Genomic DNA, 26,661 nt, shown 5'->3' on the forward strand with positions numbered 1-26,661 from the left:
GCGGCCCAGCGTCGAGGGGATCGGACGATGAGCGTTGGATTCATTGTGGTGTGCGGGGTGGGGGCCATGAAGACGTGTTGGTCTCAGTTTTTGGCCGATTCGTCTCAAGCTGCGGCGCGCGCTCAAAGCGGTTTGCCGGTCCTGGACCAATGGTGTGACGGATGCATCGCGGCCTGCCGGATCGACGCGTTTTTCGCACCCGGCGATCTGGTCTCGCATCGTCACTTTGAGAGTTTTAGAGGATGTTCCGGCGCGATCTCGCCCTATTCTCGAACCATTTCGGGCAGGGAAGTTCGCGAAAACTGACGCCGCCCTGGTGCCCGCGCGGCCCGCGCTCGATGCCCGTTGATCCGCGCAGCATCACAGCCGCTACACCGCGGCTCCGCACCAGCCCGGCGTCCGAATCGTTCTCCTGCATCACCTTGCCATCCGGGCTGCGCCCTCACGCCGCATCCTCTCTCGTCACGGAAACCATCCTATGAAGCTTCAGATCACCAACGTTGCCGCCGGCGGGGCAGTCGTCAAGCCGGTCGAGCCGGGCCAGCACGCCGTCGTCAAGATCGCCAAGGGCCAGCGCCTGGCCCTGGCAGACAAGGCCGCCCCGGGCCAGGCCGAAGATGTCGTCGCCACCCGCGATGGAGAGGCCCTCGAGCTCAAATACGCGGACGGCACGTCCGTGCGGGTCGAGAATTTCTACACCGAATGCGTCAATGGCGAGTGCGAGATTCTGGTCGACGGCGCGGCCGCCGAGCCGGTGTCCCTCACCGCCGAAACCGCCGGCGGCGCGGATGTCGTCTATGCCTACGGCTCGCCGGAAGCCCTGCACGGCATGCTGGGCGATGCCGCTGATGCGCTGCTGGCCGAGGCCACGCCGGTGGCGGGCGGCATGCTCGAGTTCGCCCCCGCCACGGCTGCCGTTGCCGCCGGTGCGGCGCCGGCGGGCTTGTCACCCTGGACGGTGCTGGGCCTGGGCGCGCTGGGCGTGGCGGGCGTCGCCGCCGCGGCGTCCGGCGGCGGTGGCCACGACAACGACGACACCGCAAGCACCCCGAGCGCGCCACAGCCCGTCACGCCGCCCGCCCGGCTCGGAGCACCCGTCCTCGCCCTCAAGCACGACGCGGGTGGATCCGCGAGCGATGGCGTCTCCAACGACGGCCGGATGGTCGTGAAGGGCGTGGATCCCGGCAACACCTGGGAATACACCACCGACGGCGGCACCACCTGGAAGGCGGGCACCGGCGATGAATTCGATCTGCCCGAAGGCGATTACAAGGCCGGCGACGTGAAGGCGCGCCAGATCGATGCGGCCGGCCATAAATCGCCCGTCGGCAACACCCCCACGGCCATCACGATCGACAAGACCCCGCCGACCTCGGGCTTCGATGCCCCGGCCGTGGCCCTGAAACACGACGCCGGCGGCAGCGCCAGCGATGGCCTGTCCAACGACGGCACCATGAAGGTCACCGGCGTGACGCCGGGCAACGGTTGGGAATACACCACCGACGGCGGCACTACCTGGAAGGCCGGCTCGGGCGACGAGTTCGACCTGCCCGAAGGCGACTACAACGCGGGCGACGTGAAGGTCCGCCAGGTCGACCTGGCCGGCAACACCTCTCCCGCGGGCGACACGCCGGCCGCGATCACGATCGACAAGACCCCGCCGACCTCCGGCTTCGATGCTCCCGTGGTCAAGCTCAAGCACGACGCGGGCGGCTCCGCCAGCGATGGCGTCTCGAACGACGGCCGCGTGTCCGTGTCGGGCGTCGACCCGGCCCATCAGTGGGAATACACCACCGATGGCGGCCAACACTGGACCCGCGGCAGCGGCGATGGATTCGACCTGCCCGAAGGCCAGTACAAAGCGGGTGATGTCCAGGCGCGCCAGATCGATCCGGCCGGCAACACCTCCCCCATCGGCAACACGCCCACCGCCATCACGATCGACAAGACTCCGCCGACCTCGGGCTTCGATGCGCCCGCCGTGGCCTTGAAGAATGACAAGGGCAGCAGCGCCAGCGATGGCCTGTCCAACGACGGCACCATGAAGGTCACCGGCGTGACGCCGGGCAACGGTTGGGAATACACCACCGACGGCGGCACCACGTGGAAAGCCGGCACCGGTGACGAGTTCGACCTGCCCGAAGGCGACTACAACGCGGGCGCGGTGAAGGTCCGTCAGGTCGATCTGGCCGGCAACACCTCGCCATCGGGAGACGCTCCCTCGGCCATCTCGATCGACAAGACCCCGCCGACTTCCGGTTTCGACGCCCCCGCGGTGGCCCTGAAGAATGACGCGGGCGGCAGCGCCAGCGATGGCCTGTCCAACGATGGCACGATGAAGGTCACCGGCGTGACGCCCGGCAATGGCTGGGAATACACCACCGACGGCGGCACCACGTGGAAAACGGGCTCGGGCGATGAATTCGACCTGCCTGAAGGCGACTACAAGGCCGGCGACGTAAAGGTGCGCCAGGTCGACACCGCGGGCAACACGTCCGCCTCGGGCGACTCGGCCTCGGCCATCACGATCGACAAGACACCGCCGACTTCCGGCTTCGATGCGCCGGGCGTGGCCTTGAAAAACGACGCGGGCGGCAGCGCCAGCGATGGCCTGTCCAACGACGGCACGATGAAAGTCACCGGCGTGACGTCGGGCAACGGTTGGGAATACACGACCGACGGCGGCGCCAACTGGACGAAGGGAACGGGCGATGAGTTCACCCTGCCCGAAGGCGACTACAAGGCCGGCGATGTCAAGGCGCGTCAGATCGATCCCGCCGGCAACACGTCCCCTGCGGGCGACACGCCGACGGCCATCACGATCGACAAGACCCCGCCCACGTCCGGCTTCGATGCGCCCGCCGTGGCCTTGAAGAACGACGCGGGCGGCAGCGCCAGCGATGGCCTGTCCAACGACGGCACGATGAAGGTCACCGGGGTGACGTCGGGCAATGGCTGGGAATACACGACCGACGGCGGCACCACGTGGATGAAGGGTACGGACGACGAGTTCGACCTGCCCGAGGGCGACTACAACGCGGGCGCGGTGAAGGTGCGCCAGGTCGATCCCGCGGGCAACACGTCTCCCGCGGGCGACTCGCCCTCGGCCATCACGATCGACAAAACCCCGCCGACCTCCGGCTTCGATGCCCCGGGCGTAGCCTTGAAAAACGACGCGGGCGGCAGCGCCAGCGACGGCCTGTCCAACGACGGCACGATGAAGGTTACCGGCGTGGATCCGGCCAACGGTTGGGAGTACACCACCGACGGCGGCAGTACGTGGAAGAAGGGCACGGGCGATGAATTCGACCTGCCCGAGGGCGATTACCAAGCCGGCAGCGTGAAGGTGCGTCAGGTCGACCCGGCCGGCAACAAATCCGCCTCGGGCGACTCGCCCGCGGCCATCACGATCGACAAGACGCCGCCGACCTCGGGTTTCGACGCGCCTGCGGTCGCGCTGAAAAACGATGCCGGCGGCAGCGCCAGCGATGGCCTGTCCAACGACGGCACCATGAAGATCACCGGGATCACCACCGGTAACGGCTGGGAATACACCACCGACGGCGGCAGCACGTGGAAGAAGGGCACGGGCGATGATTTCGACCTGCCCGAAGGCGACTACAAGGCGAGCGACGTGAAGGTGCGTCAGGTCGATCCCGCGGGCAACACGTCCGCGTCGGGCGACTCGCCTTCGGCCATCACGATCGACAAGACACCGCCGACGTCCGGCTTCAATGCCCCGGGCGTGGCCCTCAAAAACGACGCGGGCGGCAGCCAGAGCGACGGCCTGTCGAACGACGGCACGATCAAGGTCACCGGCGTCGATCCGGCCAATGGCTGGGAATACACCACCGACGGCGGCAGCAGCTGGACCAAGGGCACGGGCGACGAATTCACCTTGCCCGAGGGCGACTATCAGGCGGGTAAGGTCAAGGCGCGTCAGATCGACCCCGCCGGCAACAAATCCCCCGCGGGCGATACGCCGACGGCCATCAGCATCGACAAGACCCCGCCCACCTCCGGGTTCGACGCGCCCAGCGTGGCCCTGAAGAATGACGCCGGCAGCAGCGCCAGCGATGGCCTGTCCAAAGACGGCACCATGAAGGTCAGCGGCGTGACGCCGGGCAACGGCTGGGAATACACCACCGATGGCGGCACCACGTGGAAGACGGGCTCGGGCGACGAATTCGACCTGCCCGAAGGCGACTACACGGCCGGCAACGTGAAGGTGCGCCAGGTCGATCCCGCGGGCAACACATCCGTGTCGGGCGCGACGCCCGCCGCCATCACGATCGACAAGACACCCCCGACCTCAGGCTTCGACGCGCCGACGCTGGCGCTGAAGAACGACACCGGTGCGTCGGCCACAGACGGGATCTCCCGCGACGGCACGATGGTCGTGACCGGCGTCGGGGCCGGCAACACCTGGGAGTATTCCACCGATGGCGGCGCAAGCTGGACGCAGGGCAGCGGCGACACGTTCACGTTGAAGGAGGGCAGCTACGCAGCCGACGCCGTGCAGGTGCGGCAGTCCGATGTCTACGGCAACGGCTCCGCCATCGGAAAGCCTGCCACCGCCATCACGATCGACCAGACCCCGCCGCCTGTCGAGCAGACGCCCGCGCGGCTTCGCTTGGTCGAGGATTCCGGCGAAAGCGACACCGATGGCATCACCAACAAGACCTACATCGCCGTGGAATGGCAGGGCAGAAAAAACATCAACTGGGAGTTCTCGACCGACGGTGGGGCGACATGGAAGCTGGCGGCGCGCCTGGACAGGCAAAGAGACCAGTTTGCCGTGGTTGATGGCGTGTATCAGCCCGGCCAGATCGTCGTGCGCGGCGCGCCCGACGAAGCCGGCAACTACAACACGGTCAGCAACACGAGCACGTTCGACATCGATTCGAGCAACTCGCAGCCGGTGGTCACGTTCGAACTGAAGAGCGGCACCGCCGCCGGCGCCGAGGCGGGGACCTTCGTGAGCCAGGGCACGTTCAAACTGACCTCGGCGGTCGTCCCCGGCAATACCTGGCAATACACCTTGGGCAGGAATATCTGGTACGACGGCGTCGGCGACGAATTCACGCTCGACGAGGGCCGCTACGACCTGCGCTTTCTGCGTGTGCGGCAGGTGGAGCCCAAACGTGGTGCCGTCTCCGATTCGTCTGGCCTGCCCGTGGAGTTCACGAACACCACCCGCACCCTCATCGTCGACCATTCCGCCCCGGCCGCGCCGACCTTCGCGCTGAAAAACGACAACGGGCCCGCCAACAATGACGGCATCAGCAGTGACGGCACCATCTCGGTGGCCGGCATCGAAGCGGGCGCAAGCTGGGAGTACTCCACCGATGGCGGCGCCAGCTGGCAGGCAGGCTCCGGCGACAATTTCGTGCTTGCCCTGGGCAGCTACGCCGCCGACACCATCCGCGTGCGGCAAACGGACGCGGCGGGCAACGTCTCGGCCGTGGGCCGCAACGCCGGCGCGTTGTTCATCGGCGTGCCGGCGCCGGTCGTGGCGCTTGCCGACGACGACAACACCCCGGGCGACGGCATCAGCAAGAACGGCCTGGTCAAGGTGTCGGGCGTGAGTGCCGGCAACACCTGGGAGTACACCACCGACGGCCGGACCTGGCAGGCCGGGGTCGGCGATGGGTTCACGCTGACCGACGGCACCTACGTCAAGGGCACCGTGCAGGTCCGCCAGATCGATGCCGCCGGTGTCCGCTCGGCCGAGGCGGAGCCGGCCACGACGCTGGCGATCTCGCAGTTCGGCCTCACCCTGCAGCTCAAGGCCGACACCGGCGAGAGCGGCACGGACGGCGTGACCGCCGACGGCAGAATGGTCTTCTCCGGCAGGGACAACGGGCAATGGCAATACTCGCTCGACGGCGGCCAGACGTGGAGCCGGGGCAAGCCTTCGTCGCACGAGTTCCGGGCGCGCAATGGCACCTACGAGGTCGACCAGATCCAGGCGCGCGACAAGAACGGCCATATCCTCAGCAACAAGCAGCGCTACGAAATCTTGGATGGCTTGATGGATAAGACGCCGAGCCCGGCGCTGGTGCAGGATACCGGCAGCAGCGCCAGCGATCGCGTGACGAACGATGGCACCTTCAAGGTGTCCGGCGGCACCGCCGACCTGCGGCTCGAATACTCTCTCGACGGCGGAAAGACGTGGAGCCCCGCCGTTGGCGACAGCTTCGTCGTGCCCGACGGCAGCTACAACCACCGGAGTACGCTGGACGCGCTCGCCGTGCGATTCGTGGATCCGCGCAGCGGCCAGATGTCGTCGGTCATCACCTACAGACAACCGTTCACGGTGGATACGAAGGCGCCCGACGCGCCGGAGCTGCTGTTGCATGGCGCGCGCAACGGCGTCACCCATGACGGCGCCGTGTCCGTCGGCAGCCTGGAGGCAAGCGGGACCTGGGAGTATTCGGTCGACGGCGGCGCCAGCTGGGTCGCCGGATCGGGCACCGAGTTCGCACTTGCGATCGGCAGCCATGCGGCGGGGCAGGTCGGGGTGCGCCAGTTCGACCGCGCCGGCAACGTGTCGCAGCTGACATGGAACACCGCGCCGATCACCGTTACCACCGGCATGTCGGTCCAGTTGCGCAACGACCTGGGCACGCCCGAAGACGGCGTGAGCCGCTCCGGCACGATGCTGGTCACGGGCGTGGGCCAGGGCGAGCAATGGCAGTACTCGCTCGATGGGGGCGCCAGCTGGAGTAGCAGCTTCGACGCCAGCGTCAAGACCTTCCTGCTGCAGGGCCAGCACTACGACGAGGGCATGGTGCGCGTCCGCAAGACCGACACCGCCGGCGCGACCACCGACGTGCAGGCCATCGGATCGCTCGACTGGCAGGTTTTGCACTGGGATTCGGCCGGGGCCCTGGCCTTCACGCTCGACGCCTCGCGCACGCCGGACGCGCCGCAGGCCAACGTGCTGGCCAATGGCGATACCACCGGCCAGGCCTTGACGCTCGCCCACCTGAATCTCTCCGGCTATCACGATGCCGCGAGCACGCAGGTGCACGTATCGAAGGCGGTCAACCTGTCGTTCACCCGCGACGGGCAGGCGGTGGACACCTTCACGCTCGCCGACGTGGTGGCCGGCAGGATCCGGGTGAGCTACACCCAATCCGGCCAGGACACGGCCGGCACCTTTGCCCATGCCAGCTTCACCGTGACCGATCGCGCCAGCGGCGACGTCATCGACATCCAGCTCGGTGCGCAGCCCGGCTTCCACGACAGCAACGGCCAGTGGCTCGCCAAGCCCGACACGGCGCTGTGGGGCGATCCGTCCGGCGATGGCTGGAAGGGCTCGAACGAGATGCCCGGCTCCGGCCAGGGCGGCGCGGACACGCTGGTCGGCGGCAACGGCCGCGACCTGATCTTCGGCGATGGGTCGGGCGGTGGGCTGAACCTGACCAATGGGTTCGGTGGCGCGCCGGGCTCGGGCGATGACATCATCTACGGCGGGCAGGGCGACGACATCCTGTTCGGCGACGGCTTCGGCAGCGACGGCAGGCAGCGGCCCGTGTTGAACAACGGCGGGTTCGGCGGCGGCGGCGGTGGCGCGGGCGTGTCGGCTTTCAAAACCGGCGGCGCGGGCGGTGTGGGCGCAGGCGCCGGAGGCGACAAGGGCGGCGCGGGCCATGGCACGACGATGGGCAACGGCGACACGGCGCCCGGCGCGGCGGACGATTCCGGGTTCGGCGTCGGGGTCGGCAGCGGCCGCCCTCAGGAGGCCGTGACCGCCGAGGTCGACGGAGCGGGCCAGAACAACCCCGGCTTCGTGTTCGACAACACCGGCAAGGTCACCGACGCGATCACCCAGGTGGAAACCGCCTTCGTCGATGGCGCGAAGGGCGGCAGCGACCTGTTCGCCCAGGACCAGGGCGCCGGCAACGACCAGATCCATGGCGGCGCCGGCAATGACCTGATCATGGGGATGGTCGGAAACGATCTCATCGTGGGCGGCACGGGCAACGACATCATGTACGGGCGCGGCGGTGGCTACGAGAGGCGCGTCATGGAAGACGCCGATACCTTCCTCTGGCAGCGCGGCGACGCCGGCACGCAGGGCACCGCGCTCGACGTGATCCGCGATTTCGGCGGGGACGGCATCGCCGATCACCTCGACATCCAGGGTCTGCTCGAAGGATACGTGGCGGGCAACGACCTGAAAGACTGGGTCTCGGTCCAGACCGGGGTCACCGCGCCTGCCGGCGCGCGCGGATCCGACGTGGGTGCCACCGGCACGCTGATCACCATCGACGTCGACGGCGCCGGCGCGGGCACCACGGTGCAACAGATCTTCCTCACCGGCGTCGACCTCGACACCAACGTCAACAACCTGGTGAACACCGGGGTGCTGATCGTGTAGCCCCGCGCCCGTTCGTGTGCGTTCGCATGCGGTCGCGATCGCGTTCGGCTCCCCGGCCGACGCGTTCGCGCACTGCGCCGCCGCGCCGCGGCGAGGATCTACGTGATTTCGCGGCCCGGCGGGCCCGTAGCATTCGCCCACTGATGCGCTGTGCCGGTCTCCTCCAGGGCAGCGGCGTCATCGGGCACGGATCGTGCAAGGACCATGGACCCGGACCCCATGGAAACGCAGTACCCTGCACGATGCTTCGCGCCGAAGGCCTCGCCTTCGGCGCTTTTTTTGCGTCGTCGTGCCAAAGAGGCGTGGTGCCGTTTCCCGGGCGCATGCGCGTTGGAGCCGCTGCGCGCAGCGCCCGGCCTCGTTGTCGCGACGAGGGTCGGGAGCGGGGCGCCTCGATGCCGCTGGCGTGCGGGACACGAGCGCTGTTCGCGCCGGGGCCGCATCCGCCCCGGCGCCGTGCTGCCACAGGACTGTGGCACGATTTTGACGTACAATATGAAGTTCACCTGGGGCCGATCCGGATTCGACGTGGGTCATGAAACAGCTCAGGGCATGCCGAGCACCAGTAAGCTCGTAAATCCACTGGAAACAAACTAAACGCCAACGACGAGCGTTTCGCTCTCGCCGCTTAAGCGGTGAGCCGCTGCACTGATCTGTCCTTGGGTCAGGCGGAGAGAGGCAACTCTCTAGGGGGGCAACCCTCGAACCGCAGCAGCGTCCTTCACAAGGAATCGGTCTGCGCTGGGGTCACACGGCTCAGACTTAAACTACGTGAATCGCTCTGGTCCGGCCCGTTGATCGGCTAAGTCCAGGGTTAAATCCAAATAGATCGACTAAGCATGTAGAACTGACTGCGGAGGGCTTGCGGACGGGGGTTCAATTCCCCCCGGCTCCACCAAATTTGCAGGCGCAAGCAAGTGATGAAGAGCGGCCCGGGCAACCGGACCGCTCTTTTTTTTGCTTGTCTTTCAGGGATCGGGAAAGCGCCCGGGCCGGGGCGCGGCGGGAATCAGCCGCGGCTGTCGGCGCAGGCGGTGCCGGCCGGGCAGGCGTCGGCGGCGATGGCGTCGGGCGTGGCGGCCGGGCGCGCGGTGGCGCGGCGGCTGGCGGCCATCAGGACGATGGCGACCACGAGGGCGGCGGCCAGGATCAGCGCCGAGCTCCAGCCCAGGGCGGCGAGGCCCAGGCGGTCGATGATGGCGCCGCCCACGACGGCGCCCAGGCCGATGCCGATGTTGGCGCCGGAGATGTTGAGCGAGGCGGCGAACGCGGGCGCCTGCGGAGCCGACTTCATGACGCGCACGTGGCACACGATAAAGAGCGCCGCCTGCGAGATGCCCCACAGGCCGAGCGTGAGCGCGAGCAGCGGGTGGTTGTGCATCACGCTCGTGACGAAGCTCAGGCCGAGCGCCATCAGCGCGGCGAACAGCGTCGTGGTGCCGAGCGGATTCTTGTCGACCATGCGGCCGCCGATCCAGTTGCCCAGGATGCCGATGGCGCCGAAGGCCATCATGCTCCAGCCCACGATCTTGCCGTCGAAGCCGGCCAGGCGTTCCAGCATGTCGGCGAGGTAGGTATAGGCGGTGAACATGCCGGTGAAGATCAGCAGCGACAACACCACGTTGCCCACCACGATGGGGTCACGCACCACGCGCAGCTGGGTGGCGAAGCGGATGGTCTCGCCCACGATGCGCTTCTGCGGGAAGTACACGAACAGCAGCAACGCCTTAGCAAAGGCCACGGCCGCGAGCACCCAGAACGCGGCGCGCCAGCCGAATGCATCCGAGATCAGCACGCCGATGGGGATGCCGAACACCGTGGCGGCCACGATGCCGAACGCGACGGTGGAGATGGCGCGGCCCGCGTAGGCGGGGCCGACAATCTCGACCGCGGTGGCGCTGGCGAGCGACCAGAACACCGGCAGCGTGAGGGCCGGGATGAAGCGCGCCACCGCCATCACCCAGATGTTGGGCGACAGCGCGGCCAGCACGTTGGACAGGCCGAAGACGATGAGCACGCCGATGAACAGGCGCTTGCGCTCGATGTTGGCCATCAGCGCGGTGAGGAACGGGCCGGCGGCCGCCACCGTGAAGGCGAACAGCGACACCAGCAGGCCGGCCTGCGAGACGCTGACCCCGAGGTCGCGCGCCATGGGCGGCAACAGGCCGATGATGAGGAATTCGGTGGTCAGCACGGTGAAACCGGCTGCCGACAAGAGCAGGATGGGCAATAGCATGGGGCTCCCTGCGCTGCGCGAAAGGGCAACGCGGACTGGCCCGAAGATCGGGCTGATGGAGGTGGTGTTTGGGGCAGGAGGCGCGCCGCGGAAGAAATGCGATGCGGCGGCGGGTAGTGTGACTACTGTAAAGCCGATTCGTGACGGGATAAAGGCCGGCGATTCGGAATGACTGTTCGCTCAGTCGGAATAATACGCCGACATCCAAGCAACGTCGCCACGCAGCGCGCATCTTGCCAGAAGATGCGCGCGGCTGCACTGGGCCGCCGAGCGGCGCACGGATCCGCGAGTGCGCTGGCCGCTGCCGCCGCCTCGCTTGATTGCTGCTCCAGCCGCAGCTGCCTTCGTTTGAATGCTGCTCTGGCCGCTGTCGCCGCCGCTGCCTTCGCTTGAATGCTGCTTTGGCCTCTGTCGCCGTTGCCGCCTCGCTTGATTGCCGCGCAACGCCGCCACCCGTTCCGCCTGCGAATCCGTCCATGCCGCCGCCTCACCGCCGCACCGGCGCCCGCGCGTCTGCGGCAGCGCCGTCCGGTCTGTGCCGCCAGCGCGGGCCCCATGACCGGATCGCTGCGCGCGCAACCACTGCGGCGCGGCCCCGGAAGCCCTCCCGAGCGCCACACAATCGGCAATGTGCGGCAATGAAGCGGGCGCGTTTGAAACATGGGTGTACGCAAACGTTCAGGATGGTGAGGCGGACCGCAAATGCGCGTGGGGGCAGGGCATAATCGGCATTCGAGGTCCTGCGGGCGACCGCGGGGCCGGACACGTTTTCGTGAGTCACGATGCCCGTTGATCTGCCCTCCCTGAACCGTCTTTCCCGCGCGCCGGCCGACAGCGATGCCGCTGCGCTTCCCGCCAGCGAGGCGCGGCGTCGGCTGCTGCGGCTCGTGCTGCTGGGGCCCGCGGCGCTGGGGCTTGCCGGCCTTGCGGGGTGCAGCACCGGGCCCGGTCTGCAGGGCAGTTTCCTGCAGCCCTGGCAGAGTCACCTGAGCCTGTCCCGCACGCAATGGCGCCGCCGCATGGGTGAGATGCATGCGTTGGGGTGCCGCGAGGTGGTGCTGCAATGGGTCGGTCTGTACGGCGGCAAGGATCCGGAATGGCGGGTGCCCGACGAGGTGCTCGAAACCATTTTCGAGACCGCCGGGGTGCAGGGCATGAACGTGCGGGTGGGGCTGCCCTTCGACAATCGCTGGTGGGCGGCGCTGCAGCAGGATCCGCGCGGCCTGCAGGATTTCTTCACGCGTTCGCGCGAGGAGGCGCTGGCCTTCATGGCATCGGCGCCCTGGCCGCAGCGGCGCCGCTTCGCGGGCTGGTACATCCCTTACGAGCTCGAGCAATATCACTGGGCCGAGCCCGCGCGCCAGGACCTGCTGTGCACGTGGCTGCAGGCGCTGTCGCAAGGCGCGCAGCAGGCGGGCCGCGGTGCGCCCGCGATGTCCACCTACTTCAGCCGGCTCGAGACGCAGGGCACGCTGCGGCAGCTGTGGTCCACGATTCTCGATCGCGCGCAGATCCGGCCGATGGTGCAGGACGGCGTGGGCGTGGCCGGCTGGCCCAACCTGAGCAAGGTCGCGCCGCTCATCGAGATGCTGCGCGAGCGCGGCGTGCCGTTCGACGTGATCGTCGAGTTGTTCGAGGAGCTGCCCTCGGAGAAGAACGACGGCACGGATTTCCGCGCGCAGTCCGCCGACTGGGCGCGCGTGCAGCGCCAGCTCGAATGGGCGGCACAGACCGGCGCCGAGCACATCGTGGGGTTCGCGGTCGATCCCTGGGTCACCAACGACGACGAGCGGGCGCGGGCGTTGCGCCGCAGCTGGCGCCGCTCCTACTTCTGAGCCGGGCCGTCCTCCGGCCCCGTCTGGCGCGGCCGCGCCACACATTTGGCTACGCATCCGGCGCCCGCGCGCCCGTACTCCGGGAGTATCGTGGCGGCATACCGGGTACGGGGCGTCCGAGCGTGCGCCCGCCCGGGGCTCGCCGGCGCCGCGCGTCTCACCTTCGCCGCCCGCGCCGCGTCACGCTCGCCCTCGCCGCGCGCGCCGGTGCGCCGCGCATCAGGAGTCGCCGCATGGTCAGCAAAAACACCATCTGTCTCTGGTTCGATGGCGACGCGCTCGACGCCGCCACCTTCTATGCCGCCACCTTTCCCGACAGCCGCGTCGGCCGCGTCATGCATGCGCCCGGCGACTATCCTGCCGGCAAGCAGGGTGATGTGTTGACCGTGGAATTCACGGTCGCCGGCATTCCATGCCTGGGCCTGAACGGCGGGCCGGCCTTCAAGCACAGCGAGGCCTTCTCGTTCCAGATCGCCACCGACGACCAGGCCGAGACCGACCGGCTGTGGCACGCCATCGTCGACAACGGCGGCCAGGAGAGCGAGTGCGGCTGGTGCAAGGACAGGTGGGGCCTGTCGTGGCAGATCACCCCGCGCGTGCTGACCGACGCCATCACCGATCCGGATCCCGCCGTCGCCCGGCGCGCGTTCGACGCCATGATGACCATGCGCAAGATCGACGTGGCCGCGATCGAGGCCGCGCGCCGCGGCTGATCCGGCCTGCGCGGCGACGGCGCGCGAGGCCCGCGGCGCAGGCACGACACGCGCCACGAAAAGGCCTATAGTCAGCCCCGGACCTGCCGACGGGGCGCGAGACTCGGCGGCGCGCGCGGCCTCGCCGTGACGCCATCGAGGCCCGACCGACCTGCCGCGTCGCAGGACGCGCGACCCTACACCGATACGCCGTACAAGATGAAAACCGCTCTGCTCGTGTTGTGCCCGGTGGCACCCGCCAACCTGGAAACCCTGAGGCAACGCTATGACGTGACCTACGCGCCGACGCCGGCCGAGCGCCAGGCGGCGATCGCCCAGCACGGCGCGCGTTTCCAGGCGGTGGTGACGATCGGCACCATCGGTCTCACGGCCGACGAGATCGCCGCCATGCCGGCGCTGCAACTGGCCTCCTGCATGGGCGCGGGCTACGAAAACCTGGACGTGGCGGCCGCGAAGGCCCGCGGCGTCGTGGTCACCAACGGGCGAGGCGCCAACGACGAGTGCGTGGCCGATCATGCGATGGGACTGATGATTGCGTGCATGCGCAACTTTCGCGAGCTCGACCGGCTCTGCCGCGAGGGCGTGTGGCGCACGCAGATCGCGCTGCCGCCCAACGCGTCGGGCAAGCGGCTCGGCATCCTGGGCATGGGCACGATCGGCGACAAGATCGCCGCCCGCGCCGGCGCGTTCCGGATGGCCGTCGGCTATCACAACCGCTCCGCCAAGGCCGGCTCGCCGCACCGGTATTTCGACACGGTGCTGGGGCTGGCCGAATGGTGCGACGTGCTGGTGTGCGCCGCGCCGGGCGGCGCGTCCACCCACCATCTGGTGAATGCCGAGGTGCTGCAGGCGCTCGGCGCCGAGGGCTTCGTGGTGAACGTCGGGCGCGGCAGCATCGTCGATACGCAGGCGCTCGCGGCGGCGCTGGCGGCCGGCACGATCGCGGGCGCCGGCATCGATGTGTACGAGAGCGAGCCGGCGCCGCCCGCCGAGCTCGTGGGCCTGGACAACGTGATCCTCACGCCGCACATGGCGGGCTGGTCGCCCGAAGCCGTGGCGGCCCAGTTCACGATCTTCCTGGACAACATGGAAGGGCACTTCTCGGGCAAGGGCGCCGTCACGCCGCTCTGAGGAACCCTGCCATGACCGACCGCCAGATCCTGATTCCCGCCGCCATGCAGACGCTGGCGCAGCGTGCCGGCTATGCACCCGCGGTGAGGGTAGGCGACACGGTGTACTGCGCGGGCCAGGTCGGCCGCACGGCCGACCTGCAGGTGATCGCCGACCCCGCCGCGCAGTTCGTGGCGGCCTGGGAAAATCTCAGGCTGGTGCTGGCCGAGGCCGGCTGCACCTTCGAAGACGTGGTCGACATGACGACCTATCACGTCGACATGGCGCGCCACATGGACGTGTTCCGCGAGATCAAGGACAGCGTGTTCCCGCGCGGCATCTGCGCCTGGACCTGCATCGGCGTGAGCGAGCTCGCGCGGCCCGGCCTGCTGGTGGAGATCAAGTGCGTGGCCGTGGCCCGCTCGCACTGAGACGGGCACGGTCGCTGCACGCGTGGCTCAGAGCGAGCGCCCGATGATCTCGCGCAGGATTTCGCTGGTGCCGCCGAAGATGCGCAGCGCGCGGGCGTCGGCCCAGGCGCGCCCGATGCCGTATTCGGCCGTGTAGCCGTAGCCGCCATAGAGCTGCACCAGGTCGTCGAGCACCTTGCCCTGGATCTCGGTGGCGTTGAGCTTGGCCACGGCGGCGGTCAGCGCGTCGAGCGTGCCGGCCATTTCCCTGGCCAGGCAGTCGTCGAGGAACACGCGCAGCATGGTGAGCTGGGCCTGGGCGTCGGCCAGCTTGAAACGGGTGTTCTGGTAGTCGAACACGCGCCGGCCGAAGGCCTTGCGATCGCGGGTGTAGCTGGCGGCCTCGGCCAGCATGCCCTCGGCCGAGGCGGCCGCGCGCAGGGCGATGGCCAGGCGTTCGCCGGCCAGTTGCTCGCCCATGTACTCGAAGCCCTTGCCTTCCTCGCCCAGCAGGCAGTCGGCCGGCAGCCGCACGTCGGTGAAGAACAGCTCGCAGGTGTCCTGCGCGTGCTGGCCGATCTTGTCGATCGCCGGCCCTTTGGTGAAGCCGGGCGTGTTTTCCTCGATCACGAACAGCGACAGGCCGCGCGCGCCCAGGTCGGGATCGGTGCTGGCCGCCACGACCACCAGGCCGGCGTTCACGCCGTTGGTGATGAAGGTCTTCTGGCCGTTGATGACATAGCCGTCGCCCTCGCGCACGGCGCGCGTGCGGATCGCCTTGAGATCGCTGCCGGCGCCGGGTTCGGTCATGGCGATCGCGCCGATCAGCTCGCCGCTGGTCATGCGCGGCAGCCAGCGCTCGCGTTGCGCGTCGGTGCCATAGCGCATGATGTACGGCGACACCATGTCGGAGTGGATCGAGAAGCCGATGCCCAGGAAATTGGCGCGGGCCAGTTCCTCGATCACGCAGGCGGCGTGGCCGTAGTCGCCGCCCAGGCCATAGGGGTCGGGCAGCGAGCAGTTCAGCAGGCCTTCGGCGCCGGCGCGCAGCCACAGGCTGCGGGGGGTGATGCCGGCGCGTTCCCAGTCGGCATAGTGCGGCCGGATCTCTTCATCGATGAAGCGGCGAACCTGGTCACGGAACAGCTCGTGATCGTCACGAAAAACGTTGCGCATGCAATGACAGCCTAGCGGGTGTACGCATCAGTCCGGCCGGTCTGGCCCGACAATTGGGGAGCGGTGGCGCTGCCGGTCAGGAAAAGACTGTAATGGTCACCGGGTTGCAGGGCGGGCAGGGCCCAGGTCTGGCTCACCGCCTGGCCGCACGTGGCCGTCAGGGAGGCGGTCACGGGGTTGATGGCGCGGGCCTTGGAGGTGGCGGTGGCGACGTCCGCAAACAGCGTGGGGCCGCTCACCACCGTCAGGCTGCCAGCCGGGCAGTCCTTGGCCAGATTGTAGAACCGGATTTCCGCCTTGAGGGCATCCTGGTTGCCGTTGGTGTCGTCCAGCACCTGGAACGGGCGGGCCGCCCCGGGCGTGGGCAGCAGCGTGTTGAACGTGTCGGGGCCCACTTCGAAGGCGCCGGCGGGCTTGCCGTTGATCGTCACGTCGAAGGTCTGTCCGCCCTTGACGATGGCGTAGCTGCTGGCGCGCTGCTTCGGGCCGATTTCCTGCTCGGGGCCGTTGGCCAGCTTCACCTTGATCGGGTCGGTGCCGGGGTTCACCAGGCGCACGAACGACGAGCCGACGGGCGGACGGGCCGCGTACAACTGGGCGAAGGCGCCCTCGGCATGGACGGCGGGCGCGGCCAGTGCGGTGAGCGCGGCCAGCGCGGCGGCCATCGTGGCGGCCTGCAGGCCGGCTTGCGGTCGGGAAACTCGGGTCATTTTGCTTTCTCCGTGGCCTTGCTCGTGCGCGCGTCCAGATACATGCGCTCGAGCTTCTTGCGGTCCACCTTGTCGCTGTTGGTCGTTGGGAACAGGTCGCACGCGATCAGTTCCGAGGGGATCATGTAGGGCGGCATGCGCACGCCCAGCAGTTGCTTCCAGTCGGCCAGCGCCGGCGGCAGCGGGCTCAGGCCCGGCGCGCCCGCCTGGGCGAGTTCGACGAAGCCGATCATGCGCACCAGCGTGCCGTCCGGGCGGCGCAGCGCCACCGTGGCGCCGGCGCGCACGCCGGGCAGGGTGGCCAGCGCCGCGTCGACTTCGGCCAGCTCGATGCGGTAGCCGTGCATCTTGATCTGGTCGTCCTTGCGGCCGCGGAAGGTCACCAGGCCGTCGGCATCGATCTCGCCCAGGTCGCCGCTGCGGTAGGCCCGCTTGCCGTTGTGCATGAACAGCACGTTCTGGTCGAGGTCGGGCCGGTTGAGGTAGCCGTACATTACGTGGTCGCCCGCCATGCAGATCTCGCCGTCGACCAGGAACACCTCCGCGTAGGGCTTGGCGCGACCGATCGGGAAGGGATTGGGCGCCTTCTTGCGCATCGCCGGATCGATTTCCACGTAGGTGGTCGAGCAGGTGGCCTCGGTGGGACCGTAGGAATTGATGATGCGCACGCTCGGAAAGCGCGTCCACAGCTCTTCGGCCAGCGTGGGCGTGAGCGACTCGGCGCCGAACACGAACACCCGCAGGTCGGGCAGGTGCGCGTGGTTGAAATCCTCGTTGAACAGCTGCTGGCGCACGAAGGAGGGCGTGGAGGCCCAGACCTCGATGTGGTTGTGCGCCAGGTAATCGACGAATTCGTCGCGCTGGCCGATCACCTCGCGCGGGCACAGCACGCAGACCCCGCCCAGCACCAGCGCGCCGCAGATGTCGAACAACGAGAAGTCGAACGAGAACAGCATCTGGTTCATGAACGCCGGGGCGGGCCCGAGGTGCAGGCAGTCGCGGATCCAGCCGGCGAACAGCGCCACGCTCTCGCGGCCGATCTGCACGCCCTTCGGGTCGCCGGTGCTGCCCGAGGTGAACATGATGTAGGCCAGGCCGGGCTGCGCGAGCGGCTGCGGATCGCTGCTGGCCGCTTCGAACCGGTCGGCCGTGGCGTCGTAGCGCAGCGGCGCGTGCACGATCTCGCCGATGCGCTGGATACGTTGCAGCGGATTGATGGTGTCGACCGGCACATAGGTCACGCCCATGCGCAGGCAGCCGATCATGGCCACCAGGAAGGCGGCCTCCTTGTGGCCGGAGATCACCAGGGCCGGCCCGGGGGCGATGCCCGCGGCACGGGCCCGGGCCATCCAGGCGTCGGTCGCCGCGCGCAGCTCGCCCCAGCTCATGGTGCCGCGCGCATCCTGGATCGCGGGCGCGTCGGGGGCCGTGTCGAGGTCGGCGAAATCGTAGAGATCGAAGTCGAAACGCATGTCCGGTACTCCTGTGCGGCGTCAGCCCCGCGGCCGGGGCGGCAATCAGCTCTTCTTGTTCTCGGCGATGAACTGCGCCAGCGCCTGCACCGATTCCAGGTGCACGTCGATCTCGGTCGGGGGGATCTTCACGCCGAACTTGCGCTCGACCGCCAGCGCCACGTCGACCGCCGACAGCGAGTCGATCAGGCCGGATTCGACCAGCAGCGTATCGGCATCGACCTTGGTGAGGATCACGCCTTCGATGATGTCGGCGACTTGTTGTTCGAGTGCTTGCATGTCCATGACGGCTCCAGTGCGGGGTTCAGAATTGGAAATAGAGGAAGCGGGTCTCTTTGTGCAGATTCAGCAGGCACAGCGCCAGCAGAAGCAGCATCACGCCCAGCCAGGCCAGGTTCGGCTGCCAGCGCATCCACGGCGTGGGGGCGGGATTGGCGCGCACCAGCGCGGGCGAGTAGCGGCCCATGATCTGGTGTGCGTTCGGCGTGAACCACACGATGGCGAGCAGCACGATCACGTACAGCAGCTGGATGTGGCGGCCGGCCAGCATGCGCCAGCCGTCGGCGAACGACACGCCCGACAGGTAGGAGAACGTCTCCAGCCCTTCAAAGCCGCGCAGGCCCATCATGCCCTGGACCAGCAGCCAGGCGTCGGCGGTGCTGTGCGCGCGGAAGAAGGCCTGCGCCACCAGCACCGCGACGAAGGTCAGCAGCAGGTAGCCGATCTTGGTCAGGCGGCCGGTCTGGCGCGCCGAGGCGGCCTGCCGGCCCACCACGAAGATGCGCCAGGCGTGGTTGATCGACAGATAGCCCGCGTGCAGCAGGCCGAACACCAGGTACTGCAGGCCGGCGCCGTGCCAGATGCCCGCCAGGCCCATCGTGAAGACCGTGGGCAGCACGATGGTGGAGGCGAAGCCGCCGAGCGTGGCCACGCCCGCCGCGCCCACGGGCTTGTCGCGATTGGTGCGCCAGCGCGACACGGCCATCGCCACCGGATAGTAGAGATAGGCCGTGAGATAACGGGTGAGCGTGATGTGCCAGCGCGCCCAGAAGTCGATGATGCTCGAGGCCTTGTAGGGCGAGTTGAAGTTCAGCGGGAAGCGGATGCCGAACATCTTGGCCAGGCCCAGCGCCATGTCGGAGTAGCCGGAGAAGTCGAAATACAGCTGCAGCGCGTAGCTGGTGCTGGCACCCCAGGCGGCCCAGAACTGCAGCGTGCCGGGCTCGGCGAAACCGGCGTCGGCGTAGGGCGCGATCGAGTCCGCCAGCAGCACCTTCTTGGTCAGCCCGATCAGGAACAGCATGCCGCCGATCGACAGGTTCTCCGAGCGGAAGCGGTAGTTATCGCGCTGGGCGAACTGCGGCATCATCTCCTTGTGATGCAGGATCGGGCCGGCGATCAGGTGCGGGAAGAACGTCACGAACAGCACGTACGACAGCAGGCTGCGCTCGTTGACGACGCCGGCGCGGCAGTCGAGCAGGTAGCCGATCTGGGTGAACGTGAAGAACGAGATCCCCAGCGGCAGCAGGATGTCGTCGACCGGGCCGCCGTTGCCGATCCCCATGCCATGCAGGAAATTCACCAGCGTGACGAAGTACTTGTAGTGGAACAGCAGCACCAGGTCGCCCGCCACGCCCAGGCCGGTCACCAGCAGCTGCAGCCTGGGCCGCGCCGCGAGGCTCAGGATGATCTGGCTGACCACGTAGTTGAACGCGATGGAGCCGGCCAGCAGCACCACGAACTGCGGGTTCCACCAGCCGTAGAACACGATGGAGGTGATGCACAGCCACAGCGCCGCCAGCCGCAGGCTGATGGCGCCGACGGCGTAGTGCACGGCCAGCGTGATCGGCAGGAAAACCAGCAGGAACAGATAGGAGTTGAAAAGCATCGCGGCGTCGTCGTTGTTATTTGAGGGCGGCGAGGGCCGTGCGTTCTTCCGGGGTGAGCGGCAGCGACAGCGCCATCTCCGAAAATTCCCAGATCACGAGCTTCAGGCTCTTGGGCCATTTCTGTTGCTGCTTGAACGCGCCCAGCAGGGCGCCGGAAAACTGGCCGCCGTCCATGCTGAGGTTCCAGACCTCGCGCCCGAGGCGATCGCCCAGGCGCTCGGCAAACAGGCTGCGCAGGCCGTTGGAGCTGCCCGCGAGCAGCACCTCCACCGGCGGCGTGTCGTCGAGCAGGCCCCCGCCGCGCACCGGAGCGATGGTCTGCTTCGGCTCCTGATCCAGCGGCGGGCGCCAGGCGGCGGGTGCGTGTTCCAGGCCCGCCAGCACGATCAGGTCGCCCATGCGCGGCTCCGGGGCGCCGGGCGGATCGACCTTGAACGTCTGCGGACCGCGCCCGCCCAGCAGCGGCAGCGCGGCGTCGGCCACGGCATTGGCCGCCGCCTGTGCGCCGACGGCGGTCATGTGCACGTCGGTATGGAAGAACCGCGGCGCATCGCCCTTGGCCAGCGCCGGCCGCAGATCCACGTACGGCACCCTGTAGCTGCCCAGCGCCTGCTGCCAGGCGTCGAGCCGCTGGCGCATCGATTCGGCGTAGGGCAGGCCGCAGAGCCCGTCGGACTGGATGCGCGACTTGTCGGGCACGGGCACGACCAGCACCTGCACGCCCTGCTGGCGCAGCCGGTCGACCCAGTGCTGCATCAGTTTGATGCGGTCTTCGAAGGCGCCGCGCACGCCCGGTTGCGGGCGCAACCCATCACGATAGAAGAGCCAGTCCGGGCAGCCCAGCGCCACCTGCGGGCCGAGGTCGCCGAGCAGCCGGTAGCGCGCGGCAGCCGTGGTCGTGTCGAGCTCCGCCTGGATGGGCAGGCGCAGCGCGGCGTTCAGCGCGTTGCCGGCGTGGCCGTCGAGCCAGGCGGACGGGGCGAGCTGGTCGCGGCTGACGTTGGCGTGCGCCAGCATCCAGATGCCGGAGACGCCCCCCACCGCCAGCAGGCCTGCCACCACGAAGGCGGTCAGGCGGTGCGAAGGCTCGGGGCCGCTGGGCGCGGGCGCCCCCCCGGCTTTCTTGATGCCGGGACCGCCGGCCTTGGCGGCCAGCTTGCCTGCCGCCATGCCCGGCGCGGTCTCGGCGCCCGATGCGTTCGGCTCTTGCACGCTCATGGTGTCATTGCCCCAGGGCGCGGCGCATGCGGCTGCGGAACGTGTCGGGCGTCATGATGGAGGCGTTGTCCCACAGTCCCTGCGCGTTCGGCCCCTGCGAATAGGCCGGCTCGAACATCTGCCACACCAGCACCTGCGGCGGGTTCTGCTTGAACGCGGGCGACTCGAGGTATTCGAGCAGCATGACCCAGTGGCCGATGTTGCCCGGCTTCCAGTTCACCGAGACCGGGCGGTCCAGTTCGTTGGAGAGCTTTTGCGGGAAGCCGAAGTAGGGCTGGACCATGCTGTGGCCGGTCACGTGCACCGGCGCCGGCGCGTCGTCGAGCAGGCCCTGGTTCTCGGCCTGGCGGCGCACCGTGAAGGTGTCGCGGCCGATCTGCTTGCGCTGGTCGGCGGTCAGGAACAGCTCGGCCAGGTCGCCGTAGCGGCGTTCGTTGAACTCCTTGCCCAGCGCCATGCCCGTGCCCGGCTTGCCGGACAGGTTCTTGATGTTCTGCTTGATGTCCGCGGCGACGGCCACGGCGGTCGCGTCGGCGGCGGCCTGGGTCCAGTGCTGGTCGCTGCGGTAGAACACGTCGGCGCCGCCGTCCTTCACCTTCTTCAGCACGGCCGCGTCGTCGATCGCGCGGATCTGCGCATTGCGCAGCTTGCCGAGGATGAGCTGGTAGCGGCCCTGCACCGCGGCGCTCAGCTTCTTGTCGGCCGGCATCTTGTCTTCGTAGAAGCGGGTCTTGTCCGGCAGCACCAGCACCTGCAGCTCGATGTTGCGCTTGGCCAGCGCGTCGCGCGTTTCCTTGATGAGCTGGGTGGCGTTGTCGATGCCCGCGGTGTCGACCTGGGTCAGGCTGCCCCAGGCGGGGAACAGCCAGCCGTCCTTGCCCTGGAACACGATCGAGGAGCCCGCCTGGGCATGGGCCGCGCCGATGCCGGCCAGCGTCAGCACGGCCGCGGCGAGCGGGCGGCGCAGGCCGCCGAGCGATTGGATGAACGAAGGTTTCAAGAAAGTCTCCTCAAGCAGATTGGCGCGTATCAGTAGTAGACCGTCACGGTCATGAAAAAGCCCTTGGCGCGTTCGGTCGCGCCGCCGCCGATCGGGATCCGGTACTGCATCGACATGTTGAAATACGATTGCGGCGCGTTGTAGTGGTCTTCGCGGAACCAATAACGGAAGTCCAGGCCGGGACCCGCGCCGAGCGACCAGCTCTTGCCGTTGCCCGAGAGGTCGTAGCTGAGTTCGCCGAGGTTGCCGCCGTAGTCCACGCCGGTCGCGCGATTCTTCTGCCAGAGCCAGTCGGCCGCCACCACCGCGTGCGGGTACACCACCAGGCGGTTGCTGATGCTGTCCAGGCGGAAGCTCTGGCCGGCGCGCAGCTCGGCCGAGGCGAACACCTGGTCGCGCTTGAGCTTGCCGGTGGAATGGATGTCGCGCCCGGGCGCGCCGTTGGCCGTGGTGCCCTGGATGGTGTAGCGCGCCGTGTTGCTGTCCCAGGCGTAGCCGAGCTGCGAATAGCCTTCGACGGTGAGCCAGCTCGGCACGTCCGAACGCAGGCTGTTGCCGAAGTAGTAGCCGTAGGTCATGTACGTCATCCAGCCGCCGGCGTCGCCGTTGAGCTTGTACTTGGCGGCCGTGTTGGCCTCGGCGGCGTTGTCGAAGTCGGTGCGGATGTCGCACTGCGTGCTGCGCGAGGCCGGGTTCAGCGAGCCCTTGCGCGTGGCGGTGCCGAGGAAGAAGCGCCGTTCCAGGCCGAACGACAGGCCCGTGTCCGCCAGCGCATAACGCAGGCCGAGCGAGCCGATCGTGCTGGGCCAGCCGGTCACGGACGAACTGCGCTGGCTCTGGTCGGTGTCCTGGTCGGGCAGCACGCCACAGGGATCGACGAAGCGGGTCGAGCGGAACTCGCTGCCGCCGTCATAGATCGTGTTCGACAGGCGTCCGTAGGCTTCGAGCGTGCCGTAGCGGTTGTTGGTGGCGGGCGGGCGCCAGAACACTTCGGCGGTGCTGAACGCGGCGTCGCCCGGCGTGCTGATGGCCGCGCCGTCGAGGCTGCTGGAGGCCGGCCGCGCGCCGCGGAAGCCCACCGACGCGATGGCGCCCCATTCGCGCGAGAGGCCGGCGATGGCGCCGCGCGTGTTCTCGCGCTGTTGGTCGTCGAGTTGCAGCGCCCCGGTGTCGGCCAGGTCGATCGCGTGCTTGAGCTGCTGCACGGCCTGGCGGTTCTCGCCCATCGCCGACAGCGCATAGGCCTCGTCGAGCACCACGGTGGGCGGCGCCTTGCCCGTGTCGCGCGCGGCGCGGAAATCCTGCAGCGCGCGGTCGGGCTGGCCCAGGCGCTGGCGCAGGTAGGCGCGCTGCATCAGCAGCGAGGGATCCTGCGGCGTCTGGGCGAGCGATTCGTTCAGGCGTTTTTCGGCCAGCGCGGCCTGTTCCTTGTTGCCCGATGCCAGCGTGGTGGTCAGCAGCTGCTGCAGGCCGGCGTTGTTCGGGTCGGCATCGACCGCGGCCTGCGCCTGGCGGATGGCTTCCTGGTAGTCCTGGCGGCCGTAGGCGGCGTAGGCCAGCGATGCCGGGCCGCTGCCGCCGCCCAGCGCATCCGACGGCGCCAGTTCGCACTGGGTGCCGTAGGGCGTGTCGTGGCAGTCCTGCACCGGCGGCGGATAGTTCGCCAGCGTGAGCTGCCGCGGCGCGCTGTTGCTGCGCGCGTTCTTGAGCCTGCGCGCCACCGCGTCGTCCTTGGCGTCGAGCGGCTTGATCAGCTCGAGCGCGCGTTGCGGCTTGCCGGCGGCCAGGGCGGCGTCGGCGGCGATCAGGCGGATGTTGCGGCGCTGGTCGTCGTCGAGCCAGTCCTGCTTGAGCGCGGTATCGAAGTCGGTGTTGGCCGCCTCGGTCTTGCCCTGGCGCTGGCGCAGATAGCCGCGCATCGTCAGCGCCACGGTGTTCTCGTCGTCGTAGGCGATGGCGTCGCTGGCGGCCTGTTCGGCCTCGGCGAGCTGGTTGCTCAGCATCAGCGAGGTGATGAGCAGCAGGCGGTGGGTGCCCACGTCGGGCGCGAGCCGGACGGCCTCGCGCGCGTACGGCACGGCCTCCTCGGGACGGTTGGCGATCAGGGCCTGGTAGCCGTTCTCGGCGGGCTTGACCGCCATGCGACGCTTGAGCGTCTGGCGTCGCGCATCCAGGTCGGTCTTGTTGGGCGCGCCCAGTTTCAGCGCGGTTTCGGCAGCCTGTTCGGCGTCGCCCAGGCGGTTCTGCGCCTCGAGCGAATCGATCCACAGCAGGGCCCACGGGCCCTGCGTCGGGTCGGTGCGGAAGGCGCGCTCGGCGCCCGCGGCCGCGGCCGTCATGTCGCCGCGGTTGTAGTCGGCGTAGGCCTTGGTGGCGAACGGGAAGGCGCGGTTATAGGCGGCGCTGCGGCCGTTGCCGGCCGGCGCGCCCGCCGCCGGACCCTGGCGCAGGTTGGTCACCGCCGCGCGCAGCCCGGGGTCGTCGACGCCCTGCTTCAGCGCGGCCTGTGCGGCCTCGCGCGCCTCCTTGATGCGACCCAGCTTCTGCAGCGTGTAGACCTTCAGCAGTTGCAGGCGGGCGACGTCGGGGCGGGTCTTGAGCGCGCCGTTGACCTGCTCGAGGGCCTCGGCATACTTGCCCGCCTCGTAGCTCTTGTAGGCCTGGTCGGCGTACTGCCAGGCGTCGCCGGTCAGCGGTGCCTCTTCTGCCGCCACGGCGGCGCGCGCCGGCAGCAGGGACGTGCCGGTGGCGGCGCACAAGGCAGCCGCCAGAAGCAGGGGGCGCGAGAGTGCAATCATGTTGTGTTTTGTTTTTCTTCGGCCGGAGCCGGATGGGGATGATTCGGGGTCGAGTTGCCGTGCTGATAGGAGATCGCTTCCTTCAGCGTGGGCTCGTCGAGCCAGCCCTGCTCGAGCAGGATCTGGCCCAGGGGCTTGTGCTCGGTGCTTTGCAACGCCAGGGCTTTGTGCAGGTGTTCTTCATCGACGGCGCGCCACGACAGCAGCAGGTCGCCCAGGCGCTGGCGCTGTTGCGTCAGCTGATCGGCCGAGGGGAAGTCGTGCATCGTCTTGTCCCACACCAGGCGCTTGCGCAGGAACAGGTGGCCGAGATAGAGCCGCCAGGCGCGTGCGGCCGCCATGGCGTTGATGAAGTTGCCCACGATCATGCGCGGCGCGGAGAGCAGCGCGTGCTCCCAGCCATAGAGCCGGCCCACGAACCAGGCCCGCTGGAACACGCGCGCGCCCAGCAGGATGGTGTTGATCCACATCAGGTTCATCACCCAGCTGTTGGGCGTGAACGCGGCAGGGTAGAACGTGGTCCAGAGGCCCGTGGCGTTGAGCAGCAGAAACAGCAGGAACTGCGCCAGCAGCAGGTAGGCCACCATCGCGACGAACGAGGTGAACAGGCCCTTGCGGTCGCGGAACAGCAGGTACTTGGTGGCGAGCGTGCCGGTCCAGCCCACCTGCTGCCAGCCCTGCAGCCCGATGCCCAGCGTCCAGCGCGCCTTCTGGCGGTAGGCCGTGCGGAAGGTGTTGGGGAAGTACTCGCGCACGCCCAGCGGCATGTGCACCGCCACCATCTTCTCGCGGCCCAGGCCGAACCAGGTCTTGCGCTTGGCCACGTAGTCGACCGGGAACTTGCCGAAGATCTGCTTCATGCCGCGCTGCGAGAGGCGGGCGCCGATGTCGTAGTCTTCGGTCAGCGTGTCGGTGTTGAAGGGCTGGTTGTGCGTCTGGGCGGCCAGGTCGAGCAGCGCGCGGCGCGAGAAGCAGGTGCCCACCCCGGCCGACGGCACCATGCGCGACAGGCTTTCGCGCACCACCAGGTCCTTGGTGTGCCACTCGGCGAACTCGTCCATGTAGGTGCCGGCCACGAACTCGTGCCAGTTGCGCTCGAGCGAGGTCACCGGCAGCTGGATGAAGTCGATGCGCGGCAGCAGGTAGTTGAAGTACTTCAGTTCGAGCGGGTGCAGCACGTCTTCGCTGTCGTGCAGGATCACGCCGGCGAAGGGTTCGGGCTGCTTGGCGTCCTGCGCGAAGATCGCCTGCACGATCCAGTTCAGGCAGTCGGCCTTGCAGGTGGGACCATCGTGCGGCACCTCGACGCGCACCAGCTGCCGGTAGCGCAGCTTCATGCGCTCGACTTCCTGGATGGTGCGGGCATCGTTCTGGTAGGTGCCGGCGAAGATCATGTAGTTTTTGTATTCGAGCGTGGCGACCATGTTTTCCAACATGGCCGCGATCACGTCGTACTCCAGCCAGGCCGGCACCATGATGGCCAGCGGCTGTTCCGGTTTCGCGCGCAACTGTTCGGCGGTCAGCGCCTTGTAGCGGCGCTTGACCGTGACCGAGCGCCACGCCTCGCGGATCCAGTACCAGAGGTCGATGAACAGATCATCCAGGCTGGACAGCATGATGAGCACGCCTACGATCACGGTCAGGATTTCCAGACCGCGATAGTAGTCGGCGACCAGATAGGGCCAGTAGAGCGAAGACATGGTCG

Annotated in this window: 15 protein-coding genes and 1 other RNA gene; 6 read left to right on the forward strand and 10 right to left on the reverse strand. The window is 68.5% G+C overall.

Features of this window, described 5'->3' with window-relative positions:
• Nucleotides 1-478: 478 nt before the first annotated feature.
• Together CEG14_RS07750 and ssrA are read left to right on the forward strand one after the other, a co-directional pair.
• Nucleotides 479-8,389 (forward strand): hypothetical protein, encoded by a 7,911-nt coding sequence (locus CEG14_RS07750; protein WP_094825774.1) that lies wholly within the window; start codon nucleotides 479-481, stop codon nucleotides 8,387-8,389.
• Between the two features lie 508 nt (nucleotides 8,390-8,897).
• Nucleotides 8,898-9,287, forward strand: a transfer-messenger RNA (tmRNA) gene (gene ssrA, locus CEG14_RS07755).
• Nucleotides 9,288-9,398: 111 nt separating this feature from the next.
• Here ssrA and CEG14_RS07760 read toward each other — a convergent pair.
• Complete coding sequence (locus CEG14_RS07760; protein WP_094825775.1) at nucleotides 9,399-10,625, reverse strand: MFS transporter; 1,227 nt, start codon at nucleotides 10,623-10,625, stop codon at nucleotides 9,399-9,401.
• A 782-nt stretch (nucleotides 10,626-11,407) separates the two neighbouring features.
• Between CEG14_RS07760 and CEG14_RS07765 the strand changes: the two genes are divergently transcribed.
• From CEG14_RS07765 to CEG14_RS07780, 4 genes are all read left to right on the forward strand, one after another.
• The gene (locus CEG14_RS07765; RefSeq protein ID WP_094825776.1) at nucleotides 11,408-12,460 is read left to right on the forward strand and encodes a DUF4434 domain-containing protein; all 1,053 of its coding nucleotides are present in this window, start codon (nucleotides 11,408-11,410) and stop codon (nucleotides 12,458-12,460) included.
• A 233-nt stretch (nucleotides 12,461-12,693) separates the two neighbouring features.
• Nucleotides 12,694-13,173, forward strand: coding sequence for a VOC family protein (locus CEG14_RS07770; protein WP_094825777.1), 480 nt, complete (start codon nucleotides 12,694-12,696; stop codon nucleotides 13,171-13,173).
• A 198-nt stretch (nucleotides 13,174-13,371) separates the two neighbouring features.
• Nucleotides 13,372-14,304 carry a 2-hydroxyacid dehydrogenase gene (locus tag CEG14_RS07775; protein WP_094825778.1) on the forward strand — a complete coding sequence of 311 codons (933 nt, stop codon included), beginning with the start codon at nucleotides 13,372-13,374 and terminating at the stop codon, nucleotides 14,302-14,304.
• An 11-nt stretch (nucleotides 14,305-14,315) separates the two neighbouring features.
• The gene (locus tag CEG14_RS07780; RefSeq protein WP_094825779.1) at nucleotides 14,316-14,714 is read left to right on the forward strand and encodes a RidA family protein; all 399 of its coding nucleotides are present in this window, start codon (nucleotides 14,316-14,318) and stop codon (nucleotides 14,712-14,714) included.
• A 27-nt stretch (nucleotides 14,715-14,741) separates the two neighbouring features.
• Here the strand turns inward: CEG14_RS07780 and CEG14_RS07785 are convergent, their stop codons facing one another.
• The 9 genes from CEG14_RS07785 to CEG14_RS07825 are packed head-to-tail and all read right to left on the reverse strand — an operon-like array spanning nucleotide 14,742 to nucleotide 26,656.
• Complete coding sequence (locus tag CEG14_RS07785; RefSeq protein ID WP_094825780.1) at nucleotides 14,742-15,869, reverse strand: acyl-CoA dehydrogenase family protein; 1,128 nt, start codon at nucleotides 15,867-15,869, stop codon at nucleotides 14,742-14,744.
• Between the two features lie 11 nt (nucleotides 15,870-15,880).
• On the reverse strand, nucleotides 15,881-16,579 hold the full coding sequence (locus tag CEG14_RS07790) for an alginate O-acetyltransferase AlgF (protein WP_256985602.1): 699 nt from the start codon (nucleotides 16,577-16,579) through the stop codon (nucleotides 15,881-15,883).
• Nucleotides 16,576-18,051: an AMP-binding protein gene (locus tag CEG14_RS07795; protein ID WP_094825782.1), complete on the reverse strand. Its 1,476-nt coding sequence runs from the start codon at nucleotides 18,049-18,051 to the stop codon at nucleotides 16,576-16,578. The genes CEG14_RS07790 and CEG14_RS07795 overlap by 4 nt, the downstream gene beginning before the upstream one ends.
• Before the next feature lie 45 nt (nucleotides 18,052-18,096).
• Nucleotides 18,097-18,336, reverse strand: a complete 240-nt coding sequence (locus tag CEG14_RS07800) for an acyl carrier protein (protein ID WP_094825783.1) — start codon at nucleotides 18,334-18,336, stop codon at nucleotides 18,097-18,099.
• Between the two features lie 19 nt (nucleotides 18,337-18,355).
• Entirely contained in the window at nucleotides 18,356-19,939 is a 1,584-nt protein-coding gene (locus CEG14_RS07805; protein ID WP_094825784.1) for an MBOAT family O-acyltransferase, read from the reverse strand.
• Nucleotides 19,940-19,955: 16 nt separating this feature from the next.
• A complete protein-coding gene (locus CEG14_RS07810; protein WP_256985603.1) occupies nucleotides 19,956-21,158 on the reverse strand; it encodes an alginate O-acetyltransferase AlgX-related protein in 1,203 nt (400 codons plus the stop codon).
• Between the two features lie 4 nt (nucleotides 21,159-21,162).
• The gene (locus CEG14_RS07815) at nucleotides 21,163-22,158 is read right to left on the reverse strand and encodes an alginate O-acetyltransferase AlgX-related protein (protein ID WP_094825785.1); all 996 of its coding nucleotides are present in this window, start codon (nucleotides 22,156-22,158) and stop codon (nucleotides 21,163-21,165) included.
• A gap of 29 nt (nucleotides 22,159-22,187) precedes the next feature.
• On the reverse strand, nucleotides 22,188-24,956 hold the full coding sequence (locus CEG14_RS07820; protein ID WP_094825786.1) for an NfrA family protein: 2,769 nt from the start codon (nucleotides 24,954-24,956) through the stop codon (nucleotides 22,188-22,190).
• Nucleotides 24,953-26,656, reverse strand: coding sequence for a glycosyl transferase family protein (locus CEG14_RS07825; RefSeq protein WP_094825787.1), 1,704 nt, complete (start codon nucleotides 26,654-26,656; stop codon nucleotides 24,953-24,955). Before CEG14_RS07825 ends, CEG14_RS07820 begins: the two co-directional genes overlap by 4 nt.
• Nucleotides 26,657-26,661 lie beyond the last annotated feature (5 nt).

Source organism: Bordetella genomosp. 1 (assembly GCF_002261335.1).
GTDB lineage: Bacteria > Pseudomonadota > Gammaproteobacteria > Burkholderiales > Burkholderiaceae_B > Bordetella.